The following is a 17,200-nucleotide window of genomic DNA, read 5'->3' as shown; positions in this document are numbered from 1 at the left end:
AGCAATTCTGCAAAGTCTGCAAATTTTCAGGCAGCAAATTTTTCGCAGCCGTAGCCGCTACATGTGCATCCTCCTCTGCAATATCTGAGGAGAAAATGCAACATCTGAGCGCGCGGGTTGCTCAGTTATACCGTAGGAGGATGCACATTTAACGCCGATAAACGCAGCAGGATGCACAAATGCTCCCCACGTGAACGTGGGGAGCAAATGCGGTCCACTTAACGGCCTACTCTACGGCCCACCGCGGGCCGCAAGCGCGCGGGGCCGAGCGATTAGAAGGACTTCGGCGGAACGGAGCGCTGGTCTTCGCCGGCGTAGGCGGACAGCGGGCGAATCAGCGAGTTGTTCTCGTTTTGTTCCACGATGTGCGCGGTCCAGCCGGTGATGCGGGCCATGACGAAGATCGGGGTGAAGAACTGAATATCGAACCCGAGGATGTGGTAGGCAGGGCCGGCCGGGAAGTCCAAGTTCGGCTTGATCTTGATCGAGGTGTTTTCTTCCATGGTCTTGGCCATGATGTCGTACATCTCGATCCACTTGGTCTGGTCGTGCTGCTCGGCCAACTCCTTGAAGGCAGCTTCCATGGTGGGAACGCGGGAGTCGCCGTTCTTGTACACGCGGTGACCAAAGCCCATGACCAGGTCCTTATTGGCCAGCTTGTTCTTGGTCCACTCCTCTGCCTTGGCAGGATCGTCCACCTCGAGGAAGTTCTTCATGACGGCCTCGTTGGCACCACCGTGCAGCGGCCCCTTGAGCGCGCCGATGGCGGCGACGATGGCGGAGTAGGTATCAGACATCGTGGAGGTAACCACGCGCGCCGAGAAGGTGGAGGCATTGAAGGAGTGCTCGGCGTAAAGGATGAGGGACTTATCAAAGGCCTCGATATCGGCGCGGTTGACCGCTGGGGAGCCTTCTTCATCGCCGAAGACCATCCACAGGAAGTTTTCGGCAAAGCCCTTCTTGCGGGACGGCTCGATGTAGCCCTCACCGCGGCGGCGACGGATGTCGAGCGCGATGATGGTGGGGATCTTCGCCATGAGTTCGAGCGCGGTACGGCGCACGTGCTCGGAGTCCTTGGTGTATTCCTCCGCGTCCTGGGCACCGATGAAGGAGATGGCTGTGCGCAGAACGTCCATGGGGTGGCAGCTTTGCGGCATGGACATGATCAGGTCAATGAGGTGGCGGTCTAGGTGTCGCAATGCCTTCTCACGCGCGGAGAAGCGGATGAGGGATTCTTGCCCCGGCAGCTTGCCATTCCACAAGAGGTAGGCCACCTCTTCGAAGGAGCAGTAGCGGGCCAGTTCTTGGACCGGGTAGCCGCGGTAGGTCAAAGAGTTGGTCTCTGGAACGACCTTGGAAATGGCGGTTTCATCGACAACGACACCGTAAAGGCCCTTGCGGATTTCTGGGGTTTCGTTTTTCTTATCGGACATGGTCACTGGCTCCTTAGCTTTCAAAAGTGGGTTGGTAGCTGTCTTTGGAATAGGTGAATACGGACTGGTCAAACTCGTTGTATTCCTGGTAGCGGACCAGTTCGTACAGGCGGGAGCGGTGCTGCATGCGCTCTAACCACTCGGTCTGGATGCCGGTATCTTGCAAGTCGCGCAGGAATTCTTCGGTAGCGCCCATGGCCACGCGGAAGCTGGAGACCGGCCAGATCACGGCGTTGTATCCCAACCCGTCGAGGGTCTTTGCTGATTGCAGCTCGGTCTTGCCAAACTCCGTCATATTCGCCAACAGCGGCGTATCCACGGCGGCGCGGAACTTTTCAAAGTCCTCGGGGGAATACAGCGCCTCGGTGAAAATCAGATCCGCACCGGCTTCGGCATAGGCCTTAGCGCGGTCGATGGCGTCATCGATGCCATTGACACCGGCGGCATCGGTACGCGCGCAGATGATGAAATTAGGATCGCGGCGCTCGTTGACGGCCGCGCTGATGCGGCGGACCATGACTTCCTTGTCCACCACTTCCTTGCCGTCGAGGTGCCCGCAACGCTTCGGGTTGACCTGATCCTCCAGGTGGCAGCCGGCTAGGCCGGCATCCTCGAGGGCGGCGACGGTGCGGGCGGCGGACATGGGTTCGCCGAAGCCGGTATCGGCATCGACAAGCACGGGCAAGTCGGTAGCGCGCGCGATCTGCCCGGCGCGCTGGGCCACCTCGGTCAAGGTAGTAAGCCCAATATCAGGCAGGCCCAAATCATTAGCCAGTACCGCGCCGGATACATAGACGCCGTCGAAGCCGCCGATGTCCTGGATAAGGCGGGCGGTCAGCGGGTTAAACGCGCCCGGCAGCGTGGTGATCGATCCGGATTCGATGGATTTGCGGAAGTTCGCACGCTTTTCAGCGTTGGTGATTGTAGAACCAAATAGTCCAGCCATTAGAAGATTCCCTCCGGTTTCTCGGGCGCGGTGGCAAGGTGCTCATCGCTGACCCGCACGTTGAGTTCGGTTAGATCGGTGAGGTTTTCTAGGTCTTGCACGGCGGTGAGGAAGCGCTCTTGCTCGGCCTCGTCGACGACGCCATCGGCAAGCTTTTTGAACTTGGCAATGTACTGCTCGCGGGCGAAGGGGCGGGCGCCCAGCGGGTGGGCGTCAGCTACGGCGCGCTCGTCTTCGATGACGGTGCCGTCCTTGAAAGTGATAACGGCCTTGCCGCCGAAGGCTTTTTCCTCAAGGTCGTTGGAGTGATAGCGGCGCGTCCACTCGGGATCCTCAACGGTGGAGATCTTCTGCCACAGCTCGATGGTCTCCGGGCGGTTGGAGCGCTCAGGGGAATAGGAGGTTTCGTGGTCCCAGACGCCATCTTCTAGCGCGACCGCGAAGATGTACATCACAGAGTGGTCCAGGGTTTCGCGGGAGGCGGAAGGATCCATCTTCTGCGGATCGTTCGCGCCGGTGCCGATGACGTAATGGGTGTGATGGGAGGTGTGCAGCACGATGGACTCGATATCCGCCGTCTTCAGGCCCTTATCCTCCAGCGTCTTTTTCAGCGCAAAGGCCATGTCGATGGGAGCCTGCGCCTGGTATTCCGCGGAGTGTTCCTTGGTGTAGGTATCCAGGATGGCGGTCTTGGCCTCACCGTTTTCTGGCAGGGGCACGGTGTAGGTGCGCTCTGGTGAATGCAGCATCCAGGCGATGAACCCGTCCTCGCCCTCCCAGATCGGTGCCGGGGCACCCTCGCCGCGCATGGTGCGGTCGACGGCCTCGATGGCCATCTTGCCCGCGAAGGCCGGCGCGTAGGCCTTCCACGAAGAAATCAGGCCCTTGCGGGACTGGCGGGTTGCCGTGGTGGTGTGCAGCGCCTGGCCGACGGCCTGGTAAATCGTGTCCCTATCCAGGCCCAACATGGTGCCAAGCCCTGCGGCTACCGATGGCCCCAAGTGCGCCACGTGGTCGATCTTGTGCTCGTGCAGGCACATGCCTTTGACCAGGTTGACCTGGATTTCATAGCCGGTCGCAATGCCGCGGATAAGGTCGCGGCCGCTCAGACCCTTGTGCTGCGCTGCGGCAAGAAGCGGTGGAATATTGTCGCCGGGGTGGGAATACTCGGCGGCAAGGAAGGTGTCGTGGTAGTCCAACTCGCGGACCGCGGTGCCATTGGCCAGTGCGGCCCACTCCGCGGAATAGGTGCCATCGATGCCGAAAATGGTGGAACCGCCCTTGTCCACGGGGTGGGCTTCTGCCATCACTCGCGCGGACGTCACAGGGCCACGGGCAACAGAGGCCATAGCCACGACAGCATTGTCGATGATGCGGTTGATGATCATCTCGGTGGTTTCTTCCGGGACCTCTACGGGGTCCGCGGCCACCTCGGCCACCTTGAACGCCAGGTGCTCCTCGTATGGGAAGTCCTCGGCGGATTTATGGGTGCGTACCTCATGGTTTTTCACTAGTTGCGTCCTCCTTCATCAAGAATGCGTTGTAAATCACAGTAAATGTTTGCATGTGGTGCACGCTATAAGTAATGTTTGTGGAAATTAGCGGACTTCTTTTGTGAAATCTGCAAAACTTGTGATTTTCACAGCGCAGGGGACTTAAAGGAAGGACGGGGACGCATGACCAAGCACTATGCGGGGGCACGGATTCACGCTTTGCGCAAGCAGCGCGGGCTCACCCAGGTGGCGATGGCGAAGAAGTTGGGGTTATCCACGAGCTACCTCAACCAGTTGGAAAACGACCAGCGCCCGCTGACCGTCACCGTGTTAATGCAGCTAGCCCAGCGCTTTACCGTGGATCCCAGCTACTTCGCCGAAGACCGCGATATCCATACGATTACCGAGCTCCGCCACATCTTCCCCGATGCCTCTGAAGAAACGCTCTCGGATCTCGCCTCTCGCTTTCCCGAGTTGATGCCGCGGTTTGTTGATGTTGCTTCCCGCGCGCCCGCTGCGGACCCCTCCCCCTTTGAAGTGGTGCGGGATTTCTTTTATGACGCGCATAATTACATCCACGAGCTCGATGTGCTCGCAGAAGAACTCGCTGGCCAGTTGGGCGATCGCGTCCTGCGCCGCGGCCGGCTCGCCTCCCGCATGCATGAGGATCTGGGGGTTACGGTGCGCTTTTCCCGTCCCGGCCCTCGGCGCAGCTTCGACCCAGATACGCGCGAGCTCTCGCTGCGCGATGGGTTATCTGAGGCGCAATTGGTCTTTGAAATGGCCCTGCAATACTGCTTACTTGCCTACGGCGATATCTGTGACAACCTCGTATCTGAACTGCCCGAAGGCGAATCCCAAGACTTAGCAACCCTAGGCCTTGCGCAGTATTTCGCGGCGGCTGTCACCATGCCCTACCAGCGCTTTCTCACGATAGCAGAAGATACTCGCTACGATATCGACCTGCTATGCAACTACTTTGGAACCGGGTTTGAAACAACCGCGCAGCGCCTTGCCACGCTCCAGCGCCCAGGGCTTAAGGGCGTGCCGTTTTCCTTCATCCGCACTGACCGTGCGGGCAATATTTCCAAGCGGCAGTCCTCTACCGCCTTTCACTTCGCGCGCTCTGGCGGATCCTGCCCCCTGTGGGTAGTCCACCGCGCCTTTGAAACCCCGAACCGGATTACCCGGCAGGTCGCCGCCATGCCGGATGGCCACGCCTACCTGTGGATCGGGCGTTTCGTGCAGGGAACGGCCAAGTCTTGGGGCACGCCGCGCAAAGAATTCGCGGTGGGCCTAGGCTGCGATATCACTCAGGCCGATCGCATCGTCTATGCCGATGCCCTGAACCTGGACAGTTCCGCCGCCACCCCGATTGGCCCAGGCTGTACGGCCTGCCCCCGCGAATTCTGTCCACAGCGCGCCCTGCCGGAGGCAGATAGGCCGATCAAAATCGAGCTTAACCGCACTGCGGAGCATGCTTACTCCACGTTCTAGGAACGAGGTTTACTCCAGGTCATCATGGGCCACCAAGCGGCGGGCGGCCTCGGTGATGGTGCCAGATAGCGATGGGTAGACCGCAAAGGAATCGGCCAGCTGGTTCACCGTGAGCTGGTTGGTCACTGCCATAGCGATGGGCAGGATGAGCTCGGAGGCGGTCGGCGCGACGATGACGCCACCGATCACGCGGCCGGACGTTGCGCGGCAGAATAGCTTGACAAAACCGTGCTGCAGCGAGCGCATCTTCGCACGCGGGTTGGTATTCAGCGGCATGGTAATGGCGCGGGCGGCGACCTCACCGGCCTCGATCTCAGCCTGGGTAAAGCCGACCGCGGCGATCTCCGGGCGGGTAAAGACCGCGTTAGCCACGGTCTTCAGGCGCAGCGGCGAGACGCCTTCACCAAGCGCGTGGTACATCGCCACACGGCCCTGCATCGCGGCCACGGAGGCAAGCGGGAAAAGATCGGAGCAGTCACCGGCTGCGTAAATGCCGGCAATATTGGTGCGCGAGACGCGGTCTACCTGGATGTGACCAGACTTCGCGGTTTCCACGCCCACGTTTTCCAGCTTCAGATCCTTGGTATTCGGGACAGAACCAATGGACATGATGACGTGCGAGCCGTGAATCTCGCGCCCGTCCTGCGTGGTGACCAGCACGTTACCGTCCTCGGTGCGGTTAACGGTTTCCACGCGGCAGTTCTTTTCCAGCTCCACGCCGCGCTCGCTCAGCACGGTTTCGAGGACGTCGGCGGCATCGGCATCATCATGCGGCAAGATGCGATCGCGCGAGGCCACCATCGTAACTTTGACGCCCAGCTCAGCGAAGGCGGAGACAAACTCGGCACCGGTGACACCGGAACCCACCACAATGAGGTGCTCCGGCAGCTCGGTAAGGTTATATACCTGCTGCCAGGTCAGGATACGCTCGCCATCCGGCTGGGCGCCGGGCAAAATGCGTGGGGTGGCGCCGGTAGCCACCAAGACGAGGTCCGCATCCAGCGTCTCCTCGTGGCCATCCTCATTGAAGACCGCGGTGACCTTGTGCCCACCAAAGGCATCGGCCTGCTGATCCTCCGGGAAGTGCGCGCGGCCATCGATAACGCGGGCACCCAGGGAATCCATGGTATTGCGGATATCACCGGATTGCTTAGCCGCCAAGTCCTGCACGCGCTGGTTCAGCGCACTGATGGAAAGCTGCGCCTTGCCGATGCCCTCGTTCAGCTCCATGTCATCCGCGCGGCGCAAGTCCGTTTTAATATTGGCGCCGGCAATAAACGACTTGGAGGGAACACAGTCCAAGACCACGCTATTGCCGCCCATGCCTTGGTCTTCGATGATGGTGATTTCCGCGCCGTACTTGGCGCCAGCCAGCGCTGCCTCGTAGCCCGCCGGGCCACCGCCGATGATGACAATTCGCTTGGTCTGGTTCAACACGCAATTGCTCCTTTATAGGCTCCACTTTTAAAGTCGCCTACGAGTCTAACCCGTAGGTAACCCCAGCGCGTTAGTCCGCCTGCGCATTCTCCCCCATAAATTGCTCGACAACGGCCCCAAAAAGCTTAATGCCCACACCAATTGCCCGCTCATCCACGATGAGGTCGCCCATGTGCAGATCGTGCTGCTCCCCTTCCCCGGACCAGCAACCAAGGCGCGCCATGGAACCGGGCACCTTTTCCAAATACCAGGAAAAGTCCTCGCCACCGGAAGACTGCGGGGCCTGAACCACGGCCTGCGGGTCGATGGACTGTGCGGCAGAAGCAAGCATGGCGGTAGCGACGTCATCGTTAAGCACCGGCGGCACGCCGCGGTTATAGGACAATTCGTGTTCTACCCCCACCGGCGCGAGGATCTGATCCACTAGCTCCGCGAAAAGTTCCTGCATCTGGCGCCAGATGGTGATATCGGCGGTGCGCATCGTGCCGGTCAGCATGCCGGTTTCCGGGATTGCGTTAGGGGCATAGCCGGAATTGACCTGGCCAAAGACCAAAACCGTGCCGGTGCGCGGATCAACGCGGCGAGACAGCAGCGCCGGCAGCTCCGTAATAACCTTGCCCAGCGCATAGACCACATCCGCGGATAGGTGCGGGCGCGAGGTATGCCCGCCCGGGCCCTTGATCTTGAGCTCCACCACGTCCGTTGCCGAGGTAATAGCCCCGGCGCGGATGCCAATGCGCCCCACGCGCAGCTTCGGCTCGGCGTGGATGGCGAAGATGGAATGCACGCCTTCTAACGCGCCCCAAGAAATAACGTCGGTGGCCCCGCCGACCCACACTTCCTCCGCCGGCTGGAAGATGATGCGAATGCCCAGCTCCAGCTCATTAACCCGCTGAAAATCCGCCAGCGCGCAAGCCAGGCCGAGCGCCACGGTGGTGTGCACATCGTGGCCGCACGCGTGCATGGTACCGGGCTTCTCAGAGGTAAACTCCAGCCCAGTTACCTCGGTAATGGGCAAGGCATCGATATCGGCGCGGAAGGCCAAGCGGCCAAGCTCTGTATCCGGGCCGATATCCACCATGAGGCCGGTGTGCGGGAAGCGCTGCGGCTCGAGCCCGTAATCCGCAAGGATATTCGCGATGTAATTGGTGGTTTCCACCTCTTGGTTCGCCGTTTCCGGATTGCGGTGGATATGGCGCCGCCACGCGATGACCTCCGCACGGTGAGCATCGAACCACTCGTTAATAAACTCCGAGATCACGCGCACGCCTCCCTGTTGCTGGACTATCTCTTGGAGGCAGTCTACAACTAGACCATGCGGTTCAGTAAGTCAGGGTGGTTAGCCCCGCGCATCACTAAAGCGCCGCTGGTTGATGTAGTCCTGTGGAAAGGGCGCCACATCTTCTACCCCGAGCACGGCGGAGTCTGCCAAGTGGCCCTCCACCACGTCCCCACCGGCCGGCAAGAGGACCGCCGGCGGGATTTCTAAAGCCAGCGCCAGTTTGTACACCGTGGATAATTGCGGGTCCGCCATGGTGTGTAGGCCATTTTCATTGCGTTCCAGGTTTGAAATCTGGCTGCGCGATACCCCCGAAATATCCGCAAGCACTTGCTGAGATACCCCGCGCCGCTCGCGCACGCGGCGCAGTTGTTGCGAAAATCCGTAGCCGTAGCTCGACCACATTAGTTGAATAAAACTCACGATCTTTTCCCCCTTTGAAAGCCGCCTTCGGGCTTTCAGGGAGAAATACTAGCTTAAAGATCGATATTGCGCGGGCCGTAGAGGCGATCGCCGGCATCGCCAAGCCCCGGCACGATATAGGCATCCGCATTGAGTTCGGGGTCAATGGCGGCGGTGACGAGGCGGACGGGAAGGCCCGATTTCTCCAGCGCATCCACGCCGTTTTGGGCCGAGACCATGCAGATGGCGGTGATATCGGTAGCGCCGCGGGCGGCCAAGAGGCGCAGGGCGTGCAGCAGGGAGCCACCGGTGGCCAGCATGGGATCAACGACGAAGACGGTGCGCCCGGTGAGGTCTTGCGGCAGGGCCTCTAGGTACGGCACGGGTTCGTGGGTTTCTTCATCGCGCGCCATGCCAATGAAGCCGACCTGGGCATCCGGAATCATCGACAAGGCGGGATCCACCATGCCTAGGCCTGCACGAATGATGGGCACGATGATGGGCGGATCCTGCAGGCGGGTGCCTTGTGCTGTGGCAACCGGTGTTTCGCAAGCGAAGTTTTCTACCGCCAAATCGCGGGAGGCTTCATATACGAGCATGGTTCCCAGGTCCTTGAGCGCAGCGCGAAAAGCGGAGTTATCACTGCGCGCATCGCGCATCAGGGTCAGGCGGGAAGCGGCAAGCGGGTGGTCTACGACGTGGATATCCATGCCCACTACTTTAAACTTTTTGGGAACCACTTGGGCCATTGGCCAGTCCAATAGGACATGAGACCATTTCAGATAGATACCGCCCACGCCCGCCATTTAGCCCGTGACCTGCATGCGAACGCGCAGGGAGACAATCCACCCCACCCGGCATTGCCCGAAGATTCGACCTTTACCGGGTTCAATGAGACCGTTCATGCCGCCTTAGACAATATTGGGGCGCGGATGACCATGCTGCGCCACGATATGGGGCACATCGCGCAGTCTTCCTTCCAGATGTCGCGCGAGGCGGAAGACTCCGATGCGGCGCTGCGCGACTTACTCGGGGCGGCGATCTAAGTGCTTGCTACCGCCATTAAAAATATCGCCGCGCTGCAGCCTTCGCCGCTTCCCGATGTCCAACTTCCCCGCGTCCCAGATCTCTCCGCCGCCCAGCCGCTGGCGGATATCGCGCACGGTGATGCCTCGCAGCTTATCGCCGCCGCGAACCTCCTCACCGGCGATAACGAGACCATCTCCGCAGTACTCAACCAGGCCCGCGGCCTCGTTACGGCGGCTGCCGGCGATATCTTTGGCATCGGCACGCGGCTCATCCAGGCCGCTGCGCCCATCGCGATGGGATTAATCTCCCTTGATCCCGCCTCCCGGGCTGCAGCGCTTGCGTCCCTTCGCACCGTGATAGACGAGCACATTGGCTTGGCGATGGCCCGGGTCAACCGACTGAAAGACGAGCTCACCACCACCGCCGCGGCCCTGTTGCCCATCTCCCAGCGACCGGTGGAATCAGCCGTTGGCCAGCCCCAGCAGGCCACGGCCGCCGCGGCGACGCATACCGCGGTGGCTCCTCCGGCGGAGCTCGGTGCTGCACCCGCGCCGCACGCATCAGCGGGCGCAGAAGCTGGCTCAGAGGCAGGCCGCGCGGCCGTGGCCGCGGCCAAGAGCCAGGTGGGCCAGCCCTATACCTGGGGCGGAACCGGCAACGGTGGCTTTGACTGCTCAGGGCTTACCCAGTGGGCCTATTCCCAAGCGGGGGTGGATATACCGCGCACGGCGGACCAGCAGGCCATCGGCAAGCAGGTCAGCGCCGATCAACTCCAGCCCGGCGATCTGGTGGTCTGGGATGGCCATGTGGCGATGTATTCCGGTAATGGCGAGATTGTGGAGGCCGGCGACCCCGTACAGACCAACCCGCTGCGAACGAATAATATGGGCATGCAATTTAAGGGTTTTTGGCGGCCGACTGCCTGACAAGGCCCCGGCAATTCCGCGCGGCAGCTGGGGCGTTGGGTAGACTAAAAGCTCATGAGTACCCGTGCGATTGTGCCTATTAAGCTCTCCTTGACTGAGGGCGATTTTTATACCCTCTGGGCGCCCAAGTGGCGCGAAAATGGCTCCGAGTGGCAAGCCTTTTTGGGCGACGATGACTCCGTCTTGGTCTTTGACTCCCCCGCTGAGCTGCTGTGCTACCTAGAGTCCGATGCCAAGCATGACCTGCTGGATCACCCGCAGTGGGAGCAATTTTCCGCCCGCCCGGCGCACCGCGTCACCCCGGCCAAGCGCGATGAATACGATCTCATCGGCATGCCAGAAGCCCTCGCCGGCCGCCCCAGCCACGCCAATGTCTCCACCGTGGCGCGCGATCTCGAGGTGGCATCCGCGCTTGCCGATGTCGCCGCTGCCGAACAGACCACCATCTTCTTCGCCACCCACTCCATCCTGCGCAACGTCTCCCGCGGCGCCGATCACTACTCGGGCGAGCAGGGCCTGAATGAGTGGACCGGCGTCGGGCGGGTCATCTTGACCAACTGGAAGAAGGTCATCGCGGATCTGGATAAGCACGTCCGTGTGGTCCCGAGCGATGAATTCGACGCCGCCGCTATCTCCGATGCCGAAACCCGCATCTCCGAGGCCGCGAGTGCCGCCGAAGCCGCAGCCAAGGAAGCTGAAGAAAAGCGCAAGGCCGCAGCAGACGCCGCCGATCCTTATGACGAGTCTCCCTGGGCCGCCGCCGGAATCGACCCGGTTAAGATCACCGCACAGTCCAAGTCCGTCTACACGCTGCGCACCTACCTGGACGGCAAACCCATCTTCTTGGGCAAGTGGGGCGAAATCTTTACCTTCGATTCCTCCAAGACGCTGGTGCGGTGGCTCATCGATAATGACGACCACGACTTGGCGCGCGTGTCCACCTGGCAGGACGTCGTCACCGCCGCCAACGCCGGCGAACTAGAGGTCCAAGTCCACCCGGATAACCAATATTCCTTTAACGGCCTCGTGCGCGATATTGAAAAGGGTCCAGAAGCGGTAGACTCCGACCAGCTGGCCCGCTGCTACGAGGTCTGCGCCGATGCCGCGGACTGGGCCGGGGACGATTCCATCAACTCCTATATGCTGGCCAATCCGCGCCTGCAGGACTACCTGGGCTACATGCTCGGTTCCACCGAGCACGCCGGCTACGTCCCGTCGAAGCCGTATAACGAGCACGCCGAGTCCTGGAAGGGCCTCGAGAACATGCTGATTAAGCGCTTCTCCCGCTTCTAGAAGCACCAGGCACCTAAAACAGAAGAAAGCCAGCCACTCCCCGATCTGGGTGGCTGGCTTCTTTTGTGGCCAAGAGCCCCGACGAGGCGGCTAGGAACGGCGGCTCCTGTTGGCGCCGCTTCCCAGCGTGCCCCCGGTTTTAGAAGTCGCGCAGGATGCGCTGTGCCAAAGGCTCAGAGGATGCCGGGTTCTGGCCGGTGTAGAGGTTGCGGTCAACCTCAACATAAGGCTGCATCGGGTCGGTCTGCTTGAAATCAGCGCCGAGCTCGCGCAGGCGGGTCTCAACAACCCACTTGGCGGCGGCGATGGTCTCCTCGCCCTCTTCGGCGTTGGTAAAGCCGGTCATGGTGTAGCCCTTGAGCGGCCAGTTGTCATTGTCGAGTGCGAGCAATGCGGCCGGTGCGTGGCAAACCAGGGATAGCGCGCGACCGGAGTCGATGCGCGCCTGCAGCAGCTTGGCGGAGTCCTGGTCATAAGCCAAGTCCTCCATCGGGCCGTGGCCGCCGGGGTAAAAGACAAGGTCGTAATCGGCTTCCTTAACATCGGCCAAGTTCAGTGGGTCTTCCAGATCTGGACCGATTTCTGCGAGGTAGTTCTCCTGCTCGGCGCGGTCGCCCTCAGACAATACCTCGAGGCTGTACTCGTCTACCACGGGTGCCTTTGCGTTCGGCGTAGCAAAGTCGATATCCCAACCAGCGTTCTTAAACACGCGGTGCGGAGCGATGAGCTCCTCGGCCCAGTAACCGGTAGGACGGGCGCTGCCATCAGCCAGCGTCCACTTATCAGCGGCGGTAACAACGAATAGTGCGGAAGGCATGTCTTCCTCCTTTATGTAGATTAACTATCTATTACTCTTCGGAAGCGTTGTCATTCAGGTTCATTGAGAACCCGGAATCTTGGAGCGACTCCTCAGTATCGGGGCCGGCAAGTTCCGGATCGGAGAGGTCCTCGTAGGCCGGAAGGACAACGGTCTCAAGGATACGCTGCCTTGTCTCCTCCGTGCCGAAAATATTCTCAATCGCCTTTACGGTGAGATCGAAAAACTCCTCCAAGCCGTATCCAAAGGTCTCACTCAAGGCGAGAAATTGCCTGCTCAGCGTGGAATCGCCGGAAGAGACGGAACAGGTAAAGCCAAGCTGCTGCAACAGCGGCAGCGGATGATCCGTCAGTTCCTCAACGTCATCCACGGGCGAAAATACCAATGGAATGTGTCGGTCGCGGATCCATCCGGAGGCCTTGCCCGGGCGGATTCCATCGACATCGGCGGTGAAATCATCAATCATATTCACCGGTTGCAGCAAGCGGTTGACGCCGGCCTGCGCCGCGCTTTCGGTGGCGGCGAAATCCTCACCCACCGCGATTTGGGTAGGCAGGTACTGCGCGCGGAATTCAGCCGCCGCGGCAGCGCTACCATCCGGCAGGGTGTAGCCCCCAACGCCCGCAGCATCCCCTGCGTTAGCCGCCGGCTCTGCCGCCTCGAGGACAAACCGCACCTCGAGCTCGCCGAAGCGTTCCGCGGCCACCTCGCGTACGACCGCTGACGTATCGAAAGAATAAGCCGCGGGGTTGAGCTGCAGCTCGGCATAGACCACGTGGTCATCGGCAAGCTGGGCGCACTGCTCGCGAATATCCGCGTTCAATTCCTCCGCGGTGCCGGCCTGCGAACGAACCGGTTCCCAGAGGGATACCTTGGGCAGTTGTTCCACCACGCTCTCGGCGGAATCCTTGTTTTCGGGGCTAATTAAAGGTGCATCATGCATGCGCACCATCGTAGGCACCAGCCCTGGGATGCGCCATATCAGCGTTCTACTTGCGCGGCTTCCTCTTGACCACTTCTGCGTTTGCGAGATCATCGTGGGAGCCGCGCAGGTTGTTTTCCTCGCTGATGGTGGTCGCGTGCACCACCGCGCCCAGCATGCCCACCAACTGCCCAATGCCAGGTATCACGTTGATAAGGCGCCACCACTGGCGCTTGGCGGACTGGCTAAGGCTGAGCTTTTCTTTCGTATCCACGTCCCGCACGGTATAGCCGGCAAGAATCTTTGCCGGGCTAGCGCCCAACCAAACTTCGCTGCCCAGAACGTAGACCACCATGACGATGCAGAAAGCGACGACGGACAACGCTTCCACATCCGCGAGCTCGTCGACGCCCGCGCCAACCGCGCCGCTGATGCCGCCGGCCAAGAAAAAGTCCAAGATGCCCATGCCGATGCGCGTTTCTTGGGACGGCCGTTTCTGCGCTTGGTGCTGGACTGGCGCCGGCGCGGCAGCGGGCGATGGCACCATCTGCTGCTGCGGCGAAGCATGCTGGGCGAATGGATCGCGCGCGTACGGGGAGCTATACGGGCTGGGCTGGGCAAAACCGGGTGCCTGCGCCGGGCCCTGCGGTTGATCGTGGAAGCTCGGTTGCGGGCGCGGCGCCGGCGACCACTGCCCCACCGAGCTCAGCGTGCCGAGCTCGCCCCACGTCGGGCGAAGGCCGGTGCGCAATGCTTCATCGTATTCGGCCCTCTTCTTCGCCGAACCCAGGATGCTGGCAGCTATGCGCAGCTGGACGCGCCGCGGCTCATCCTGGTTATATCCCTGCTGCCCGAGCTTGATGTCTTTTGCTTCCAATAAAACGGAAAGCTCATCCTCGCCACCATTGCGGTCGAGGTCCCACTTTTCGTAGAGGTCTGGGGCAATATCATCGGCGTTCATAGTGTCCTATCTTAAAGGTAAGGCGCGCGGCGGTCCTCACCCGTAGGGAGGATAATTATTTCCGGCGGAAAAGCTTCGCCACGCCTACGGCCGCAGCACCCAAAGCGGCACCCACACCGAAGACTGCACCCGCTGGTGCACCCTCGCGCACCTCATTGCGCACGCGAATAACAGCAGGCTCCGGAACCGGCGGGTGAGCGTACTTCAGGGATTCTGCGGTCGTCGCGGTCCATGCGGAAACATACAGCACCACCCGCCACACCAGGTACATGACAATCATCAGGACGATGACCGGACCAAAGACCGCACCGGCCGGGCTGCCGGTGGCAGAGGCCATAATCACCGTGGACAGCTGCTTGATGGCCTCGAACGCCACCGCACCGATGGCGGAACCGATAAAGCCGGATTTCTTAGGCACCTTCGTACGCGGCAGGATCATAATCAGCCACCACATGACGATGAAGTTGGCGATGAGACCCAGCAGCAGGCCGCTAAAGAAGAAGACATAGCCCATGCCAGGGAAGGAATCGATGCCCAACAGATCAAATACCTTCTGCGTGAGGCCGGAGGAACCTGCAGCGGTCACGCCGAAAGCGACGACAAAGGCGACGATCAGGCCAATGAGACCCAGCAAATCCGAGAACTTCTTCTTCAGGAAGGAGCCACCGTCGTTAGCATCGATGCCCCACATGGCAGAAATGCCGATGCGCAGATGGTTCATCCACCCCAGTCCGGACCACAGGGTGGTCAAACCACCGATACCGAACATGGCACCGCGCTGGTCAATGGCCTTATCCAAGATCTCATTGACCGACTCGCTGAGGTTCCCGTCAATGGAGTCCGTGATATAGGACTGCAAGTCATTGAGCAGGTCCTCGCGATTAGCAAGGACAGCGGCGATGGTGGCCACCAGCAGCATCGCCAACGGGAAGATGGACAGGACCGAGTAATAGGTAATGCCCGCGGAAAATTGGTTACCGCCCTCTGCGGCATAGCGCTCCTGCATGCGCATGAGGTGATCAACCATGGGCGATTTACGCCGGACCTTATCTATCGCTCCCGGATCATCGGCGTTGGCACGCTCGATACCGTAGTGGTCCGTCTTTTTAGAGGAGGATTGCGTGGTGGACACGTGCTTCCCTTCTTGTTCGCACAGCGTTTATCCTCGTATAGCGTAGCTGGCAAACACCCACTTGTCCCTCGGTGGGGTGGGTTAAGGGGTACCTACTACCTGCGCGGGCGAGGAAGGAAGCCGACTTTTTCATAGACGGCATCGACAAGCGGCTGCGCTACTTCCTGTGCGGTCTGGGCACCGCGCTCCAAGATGCGCTCCAGCTCGCCGCGATCCGCCATGAGCTCGTCGTAGCGCTGCTTGAGCGGGGTGGTAAAGGCCTCAAGCGCCTCCGCGGTATCCACCTTCAGGTGCCCGTAGCCCTGGCCGGCGTACTTCTCCACCAAGGAATCGATGGACTCACCAGTCAGCGCGGACTGGATGACCAGCAGGTTCGATACGCCCGGCTGGTTTTCCCGGTCGAAGGCGACGGTGCCCAGGTCATCGGTGACGGCGGACTTGATGCGCTTGGCAGAGGTTTTCGGGGCATCGAGCAGGTTGACCAGGCCCTTGGGGTTGGGGCCGGACTTAGACATCTTGGACGTCGGATCCTGCAGGTCATAGATCTTCGCCGCGCCCTCTGGAATGAACGGCTCCGGCACGTGGAAGGTCTCGCCGTACTTCTTATTAAAGCGCTCGGCCAGATTGCGGGTGAGCTCCAGGTGCTGGCGCTGGTCCTCGCCCACCGGCACGTAATCCGGCGAGTACAGCAGGATATCGGCCGCCATCAGGATGGGGTAGGTAAAAAGACCCACCGAGGTGCGATCGGCGCCGCGCTTGGCGGATTTATCCTTGAACTGCGTCATGCGGGAGGCTTCACCGAAGCCGGTCAGGCACTGGAATACCCAGGTCAGCTCCGCATGGGCGGGCACGTGGGACTGGACGAAGAGGGTGGATTTTTCCGGGTCGATGCCCAGCGCGATGAGCTGTGCAGCCCCCGCCATGGTGCGGTTGCGCAGCTCCTCCGGATTCTGCTCCACGGTAATCGCGTGCAGATCCGGGATGAAGTAAAAGGCATCGTAGCCTTCCTGCAGGTCGATCCACTGCTTCAGCGCTCCCAAGTAATTTCCCAAGTGATAGGAATCAGCGGTGGGCTGAATGCCGGAAAGTACGCGGGACGCAGAATTAGATGCAGTGGAATCAGTCATGTCAGGTAATGTTACTCCGTCATTTTTGCTTGTTGATTGGCCGCCCCAAGATGTTGCGCGGCGTCATCAAAAATCGAGACCAGCCGGACACCGCGGGTAACGTGCGGGGTCCACGAGGTATCGATCACGTCATCGAGGTTGTCATCCTCCAGCGAGGTCACATACGCCTTGACCTGCTCCAATGCTTCCTGGGTATAGCTGCGGAGCTTGCCGATGTCCTGCGTGGTCACCGCACGCGCTTCCTCCGCCGATTGGCCATAGCCCATGGCATCCGGCAGGTCGAGGTCGTAGCGCTGCCACAGCTCTTCTTCCCCAGTCAGTTGCGCTAGCTGCAGGTCTGCCATGCGGCCGGTGTGCCATAGCAGCCACGTGATCGAATTCGGGTGATCACCAAAGTGCGCATTGGCGGTCTCGTTAGTCAGATCCGGCAATGCGGCGAGCGCATCGAGCGGGCGTTGCGCCATGTCCGTGAGCAGATCGATAGCCCTCATCGCCAGACCGCGCCC

Annotated in this window: 17 protein-coding genes; 4 read left to right on the top strand and 13 right to left on the bottom strand. The window is 60.8% G+C overall.

The annotated features are described in order from the left end of the window. Positions 1-272: 272 nt before the first annotated feature. Genes EL217_RS02645 through prpD form a run of 3 tightly spaced genes read right to left on the bottom strand, consistent with a single transcriptional unit; the run spans position 273 to position 3,890 of the window. The gene (locus tag EL217_RS02645) at positions 273-1,433 is read right to left on the bottom strand and encodes a bifunctional 2-methylcitrate synthase/citrate synthase (RefSeq protein ID WP_005277363.1); all 1,161 of its coding nucleotides are present in this window, start codon (positions 1,431-1,433) and stop codon (positions 273-275) included. Positions 1,434-1,446: 13 nt separating this feature from the next. Further along, positions 1,447-2,379: a methylisocitrate lyase gene (gene prpB, locus EL217_RS02640; RefSeq protein ID WP_126318411.1), complete on the bottom strand. Its 933-nt coding sequence runs from the start codon at positions 2,377-2,379 to the stop codon at positions 1,447-1,449. Beyond that, complete coding sequence (gene prpD, locus EL217_RS02635) at positions 2,379-3,890, bottom strand: 2-methylcitrate dehydratase PrpD (protein WP_126318409.1); 1,512 nt, start codon at positions 3,888-3,890, stop codon at positions 2,379-2,381. The genes prpB and prpD overlap by 1 nt, the downstream gene beginning before the upstream one ends. Before the next feature lie 165 nt (positions 3,891-4,055). On the opposite strand from prpD, the gene EL217_RS02630 reads away from it, so the two are divergent. Next, the gene (locus tag EL217_RS02630; protein WP_126318408.1) at positions 4,056-5,369 is read left to right on the top strand and encodes a short-chain fatty acyl-CoA regulator family protein; all 1,314 of its coding nucleotides are present in this window, start codon (positions 4,056-4,058) and stop codon (positions 5,367-5,369) included. Positions 5,370-5,378: 9 nt separating this feature from the next. Here the strand turns inward: EL217_RS02630 and EL217_RS02625 are convergent, their stop codons facing one another. The 4 genes from EL217_RS02625 to upp all read right to left on the bottom strand — a co-directional run bounded on the left by EL217_RS02625 (position 5,379) and on the right by upp (position 9,197). Then, complete coding sequence (locus tag EL217_RS02625; protein WP_005281545.1) at positions 5,379-6,806, bottom strand: NAD(P)H-quinone dehydrogenase; 1,428 nt, start codon at positions 6,804-6,806, stop codon at positions 5,379-5,381. 70 nt (positions 6,807-6,876) lie between these two features. Then, positions 6,877-8,067: a M20 family metallopeptidase gene (locus tag EL217_RS02620; RefSeq protein WP_023016834.1), complete on the bottom strand. Its 1,191-nt coding sequence runs from the start codon at positions 8,065-8,067 to the stop codon at positions 6,877-6,879. Positions 8,068-8,145: 78 nt separating this feature from the next. Next, complete coding sequence (locus tag EL217_RS02615) at positions 8,146-8,508, bottom strand: helix-turn-helix domain-containing protein (RefSeq protein ID WP_051141754.1); 363 nt, start codon at positions 8,506-8,508, stop codon at positions 8,146-8,148. Between the two features lie 53 nt (positions 8,509-8,561). Continuing rightward, positions 8,562-9,197, bottom strand: a complete 636-nt coding sequence (gene upp, locus EL217_RS02610) for a uracil phosphoribosyltransferase (protein WP_034653796.1) — start codon at positions 9,195-9,197, stop codon at positions 8,562-8,564. A 57-nt stretch (positions 9,198-9,254) separates the two neighbouring features. Between upp and EL217_RS02605 the strand changes: the two genes are divergently transcribed. From EL217_RS02605 to EL217_RS02595, 3 genes are read left to right on the top strand one after another with little or no spacing between them, the layout of a single operon-like run. After that, positions 9,255-9,533 carry a chemotaxis protein gene (locus tag EL217_RS02605; RefSeq protein WP_126318405.1) on the top strand — a complete coding sequence of 93 codons (279 nt, stop codon included), beginning with the start codon at positions 9,255-9,257 and terminating at the stop codon, positions 9,531-9,533. Continuing rightward, positions 9,534-10,442, top strand: coding sequence for a C40 family peptidase (locus tag EL217_RS02600; RefSeq protein WP_126318403.1), 909 nt, complete (start codon positions 9,534-9,536; stop codon positions 10,440-10,442). It begins immediately after the preceding gene. 54 nt (positions 10,443-10,496) lie between these two features. Then, positions 10,497-11,735, top strand: a complete 1,239-nt coding sequence (locus EL217_RS02595; protein WP_126318401.1) for a hypothetical protein — start codon at positions 10,497-10,499, stop codon at positions 11,733-11,735. Positions 11,736-11,874: 139 nt separating this feature from the next. Here EL217_RS02595 and EL217_RS02590 read toward each other — a convergent pair whose 3' ends face one another. The 6 genes from EL217_RS02590 to EL217_RS02565 form a co-directional block, all read right to left on the bottom strand. Continuing rightward, positions 11,875-12,552, bottom strand: a complete 678-nt coding sequence (locus EL217_RS02590) for a type 1 glutamine amidotransferase domain-containing protein (RefSeq protein ID WP_023030183.1) — start codon at positions 12,550-12,552, stop codon at positions 11,875-11,877. A 31-nt stretch (positions 12,553-12,583) separates the two neighbouring features. Then, positions 12,584-13,495 (bottom strand): adenosine deaminase, encoded by a 912-nt coding sequence (locus EL217_RS02585; protein WP_232018372.1) that lies wholly within the window; start codon positions 13,493-13,495, stop codon positions 12,584-12,586. Positions 13,496-13,541: 46 nt separating this feature from the next. Beyond that, positions 13,542-14,435, bottom strand: coding sequence for an RDD family protein (locus EL217_RS02580; protein WP_126318398.1), 894 nt, complete (start codon positions 14,433-14,435; stop codon positions 13,542-13,544). A 55-nt stretch (positions 14,436-14,490) separates the two neighbouring features. Beyond that, complete coding sequence (locus EL217_RS02575; RefSeq protein WP_126318396.1) at positions 14,491-15,567, bottom strand: YhjD/YihY/BrkB family envelope integrity protein; 1,077 nt, start codon at positions 15,565-15,567, stop codon at positions 14,491-14,493. 95 nt (positions 15,568-15,662) lie between these two features. Next, a complete protein-coding gene (trpS, locus tag EL217_RS02570; RefSeq protein ID WP_126318393.1) occupies positions 15,663-16,694 on the bottom strand; it encodes a tryptophan--tRNA ligase in 1,032 nt (343 codons plus the stop codon). An 11-nt stretch (positions 16,695-16,705) separates the two neighbouring features. Then, positions 16,706-17,185, bottom strand: a complete 480-nt coding sequence (locus EL217_RS02565) for a DinB family protein (RefSeq protein WP_126318391.1) — start codon at positions 17,183-17,185, stop codon at positions 16,706-16,708. Positions 17,186-17,200: the final 15 nt, after the last annotated feature.

This window comes from Corynebacterium segmentosum (assembly GCF_900637825.1).
Taxonomy (GTDB): Bacteria; Actinomycetota; Actinomycetes; order Mycobacteriales; family Mycobacteriaceae; genus Corynebacterium; species Corynebacterium accolens.
Note: the sequence above shows the minus strand (reverse complement) of the source record. Positions and strands in the feature narration are given on the sequence as shown.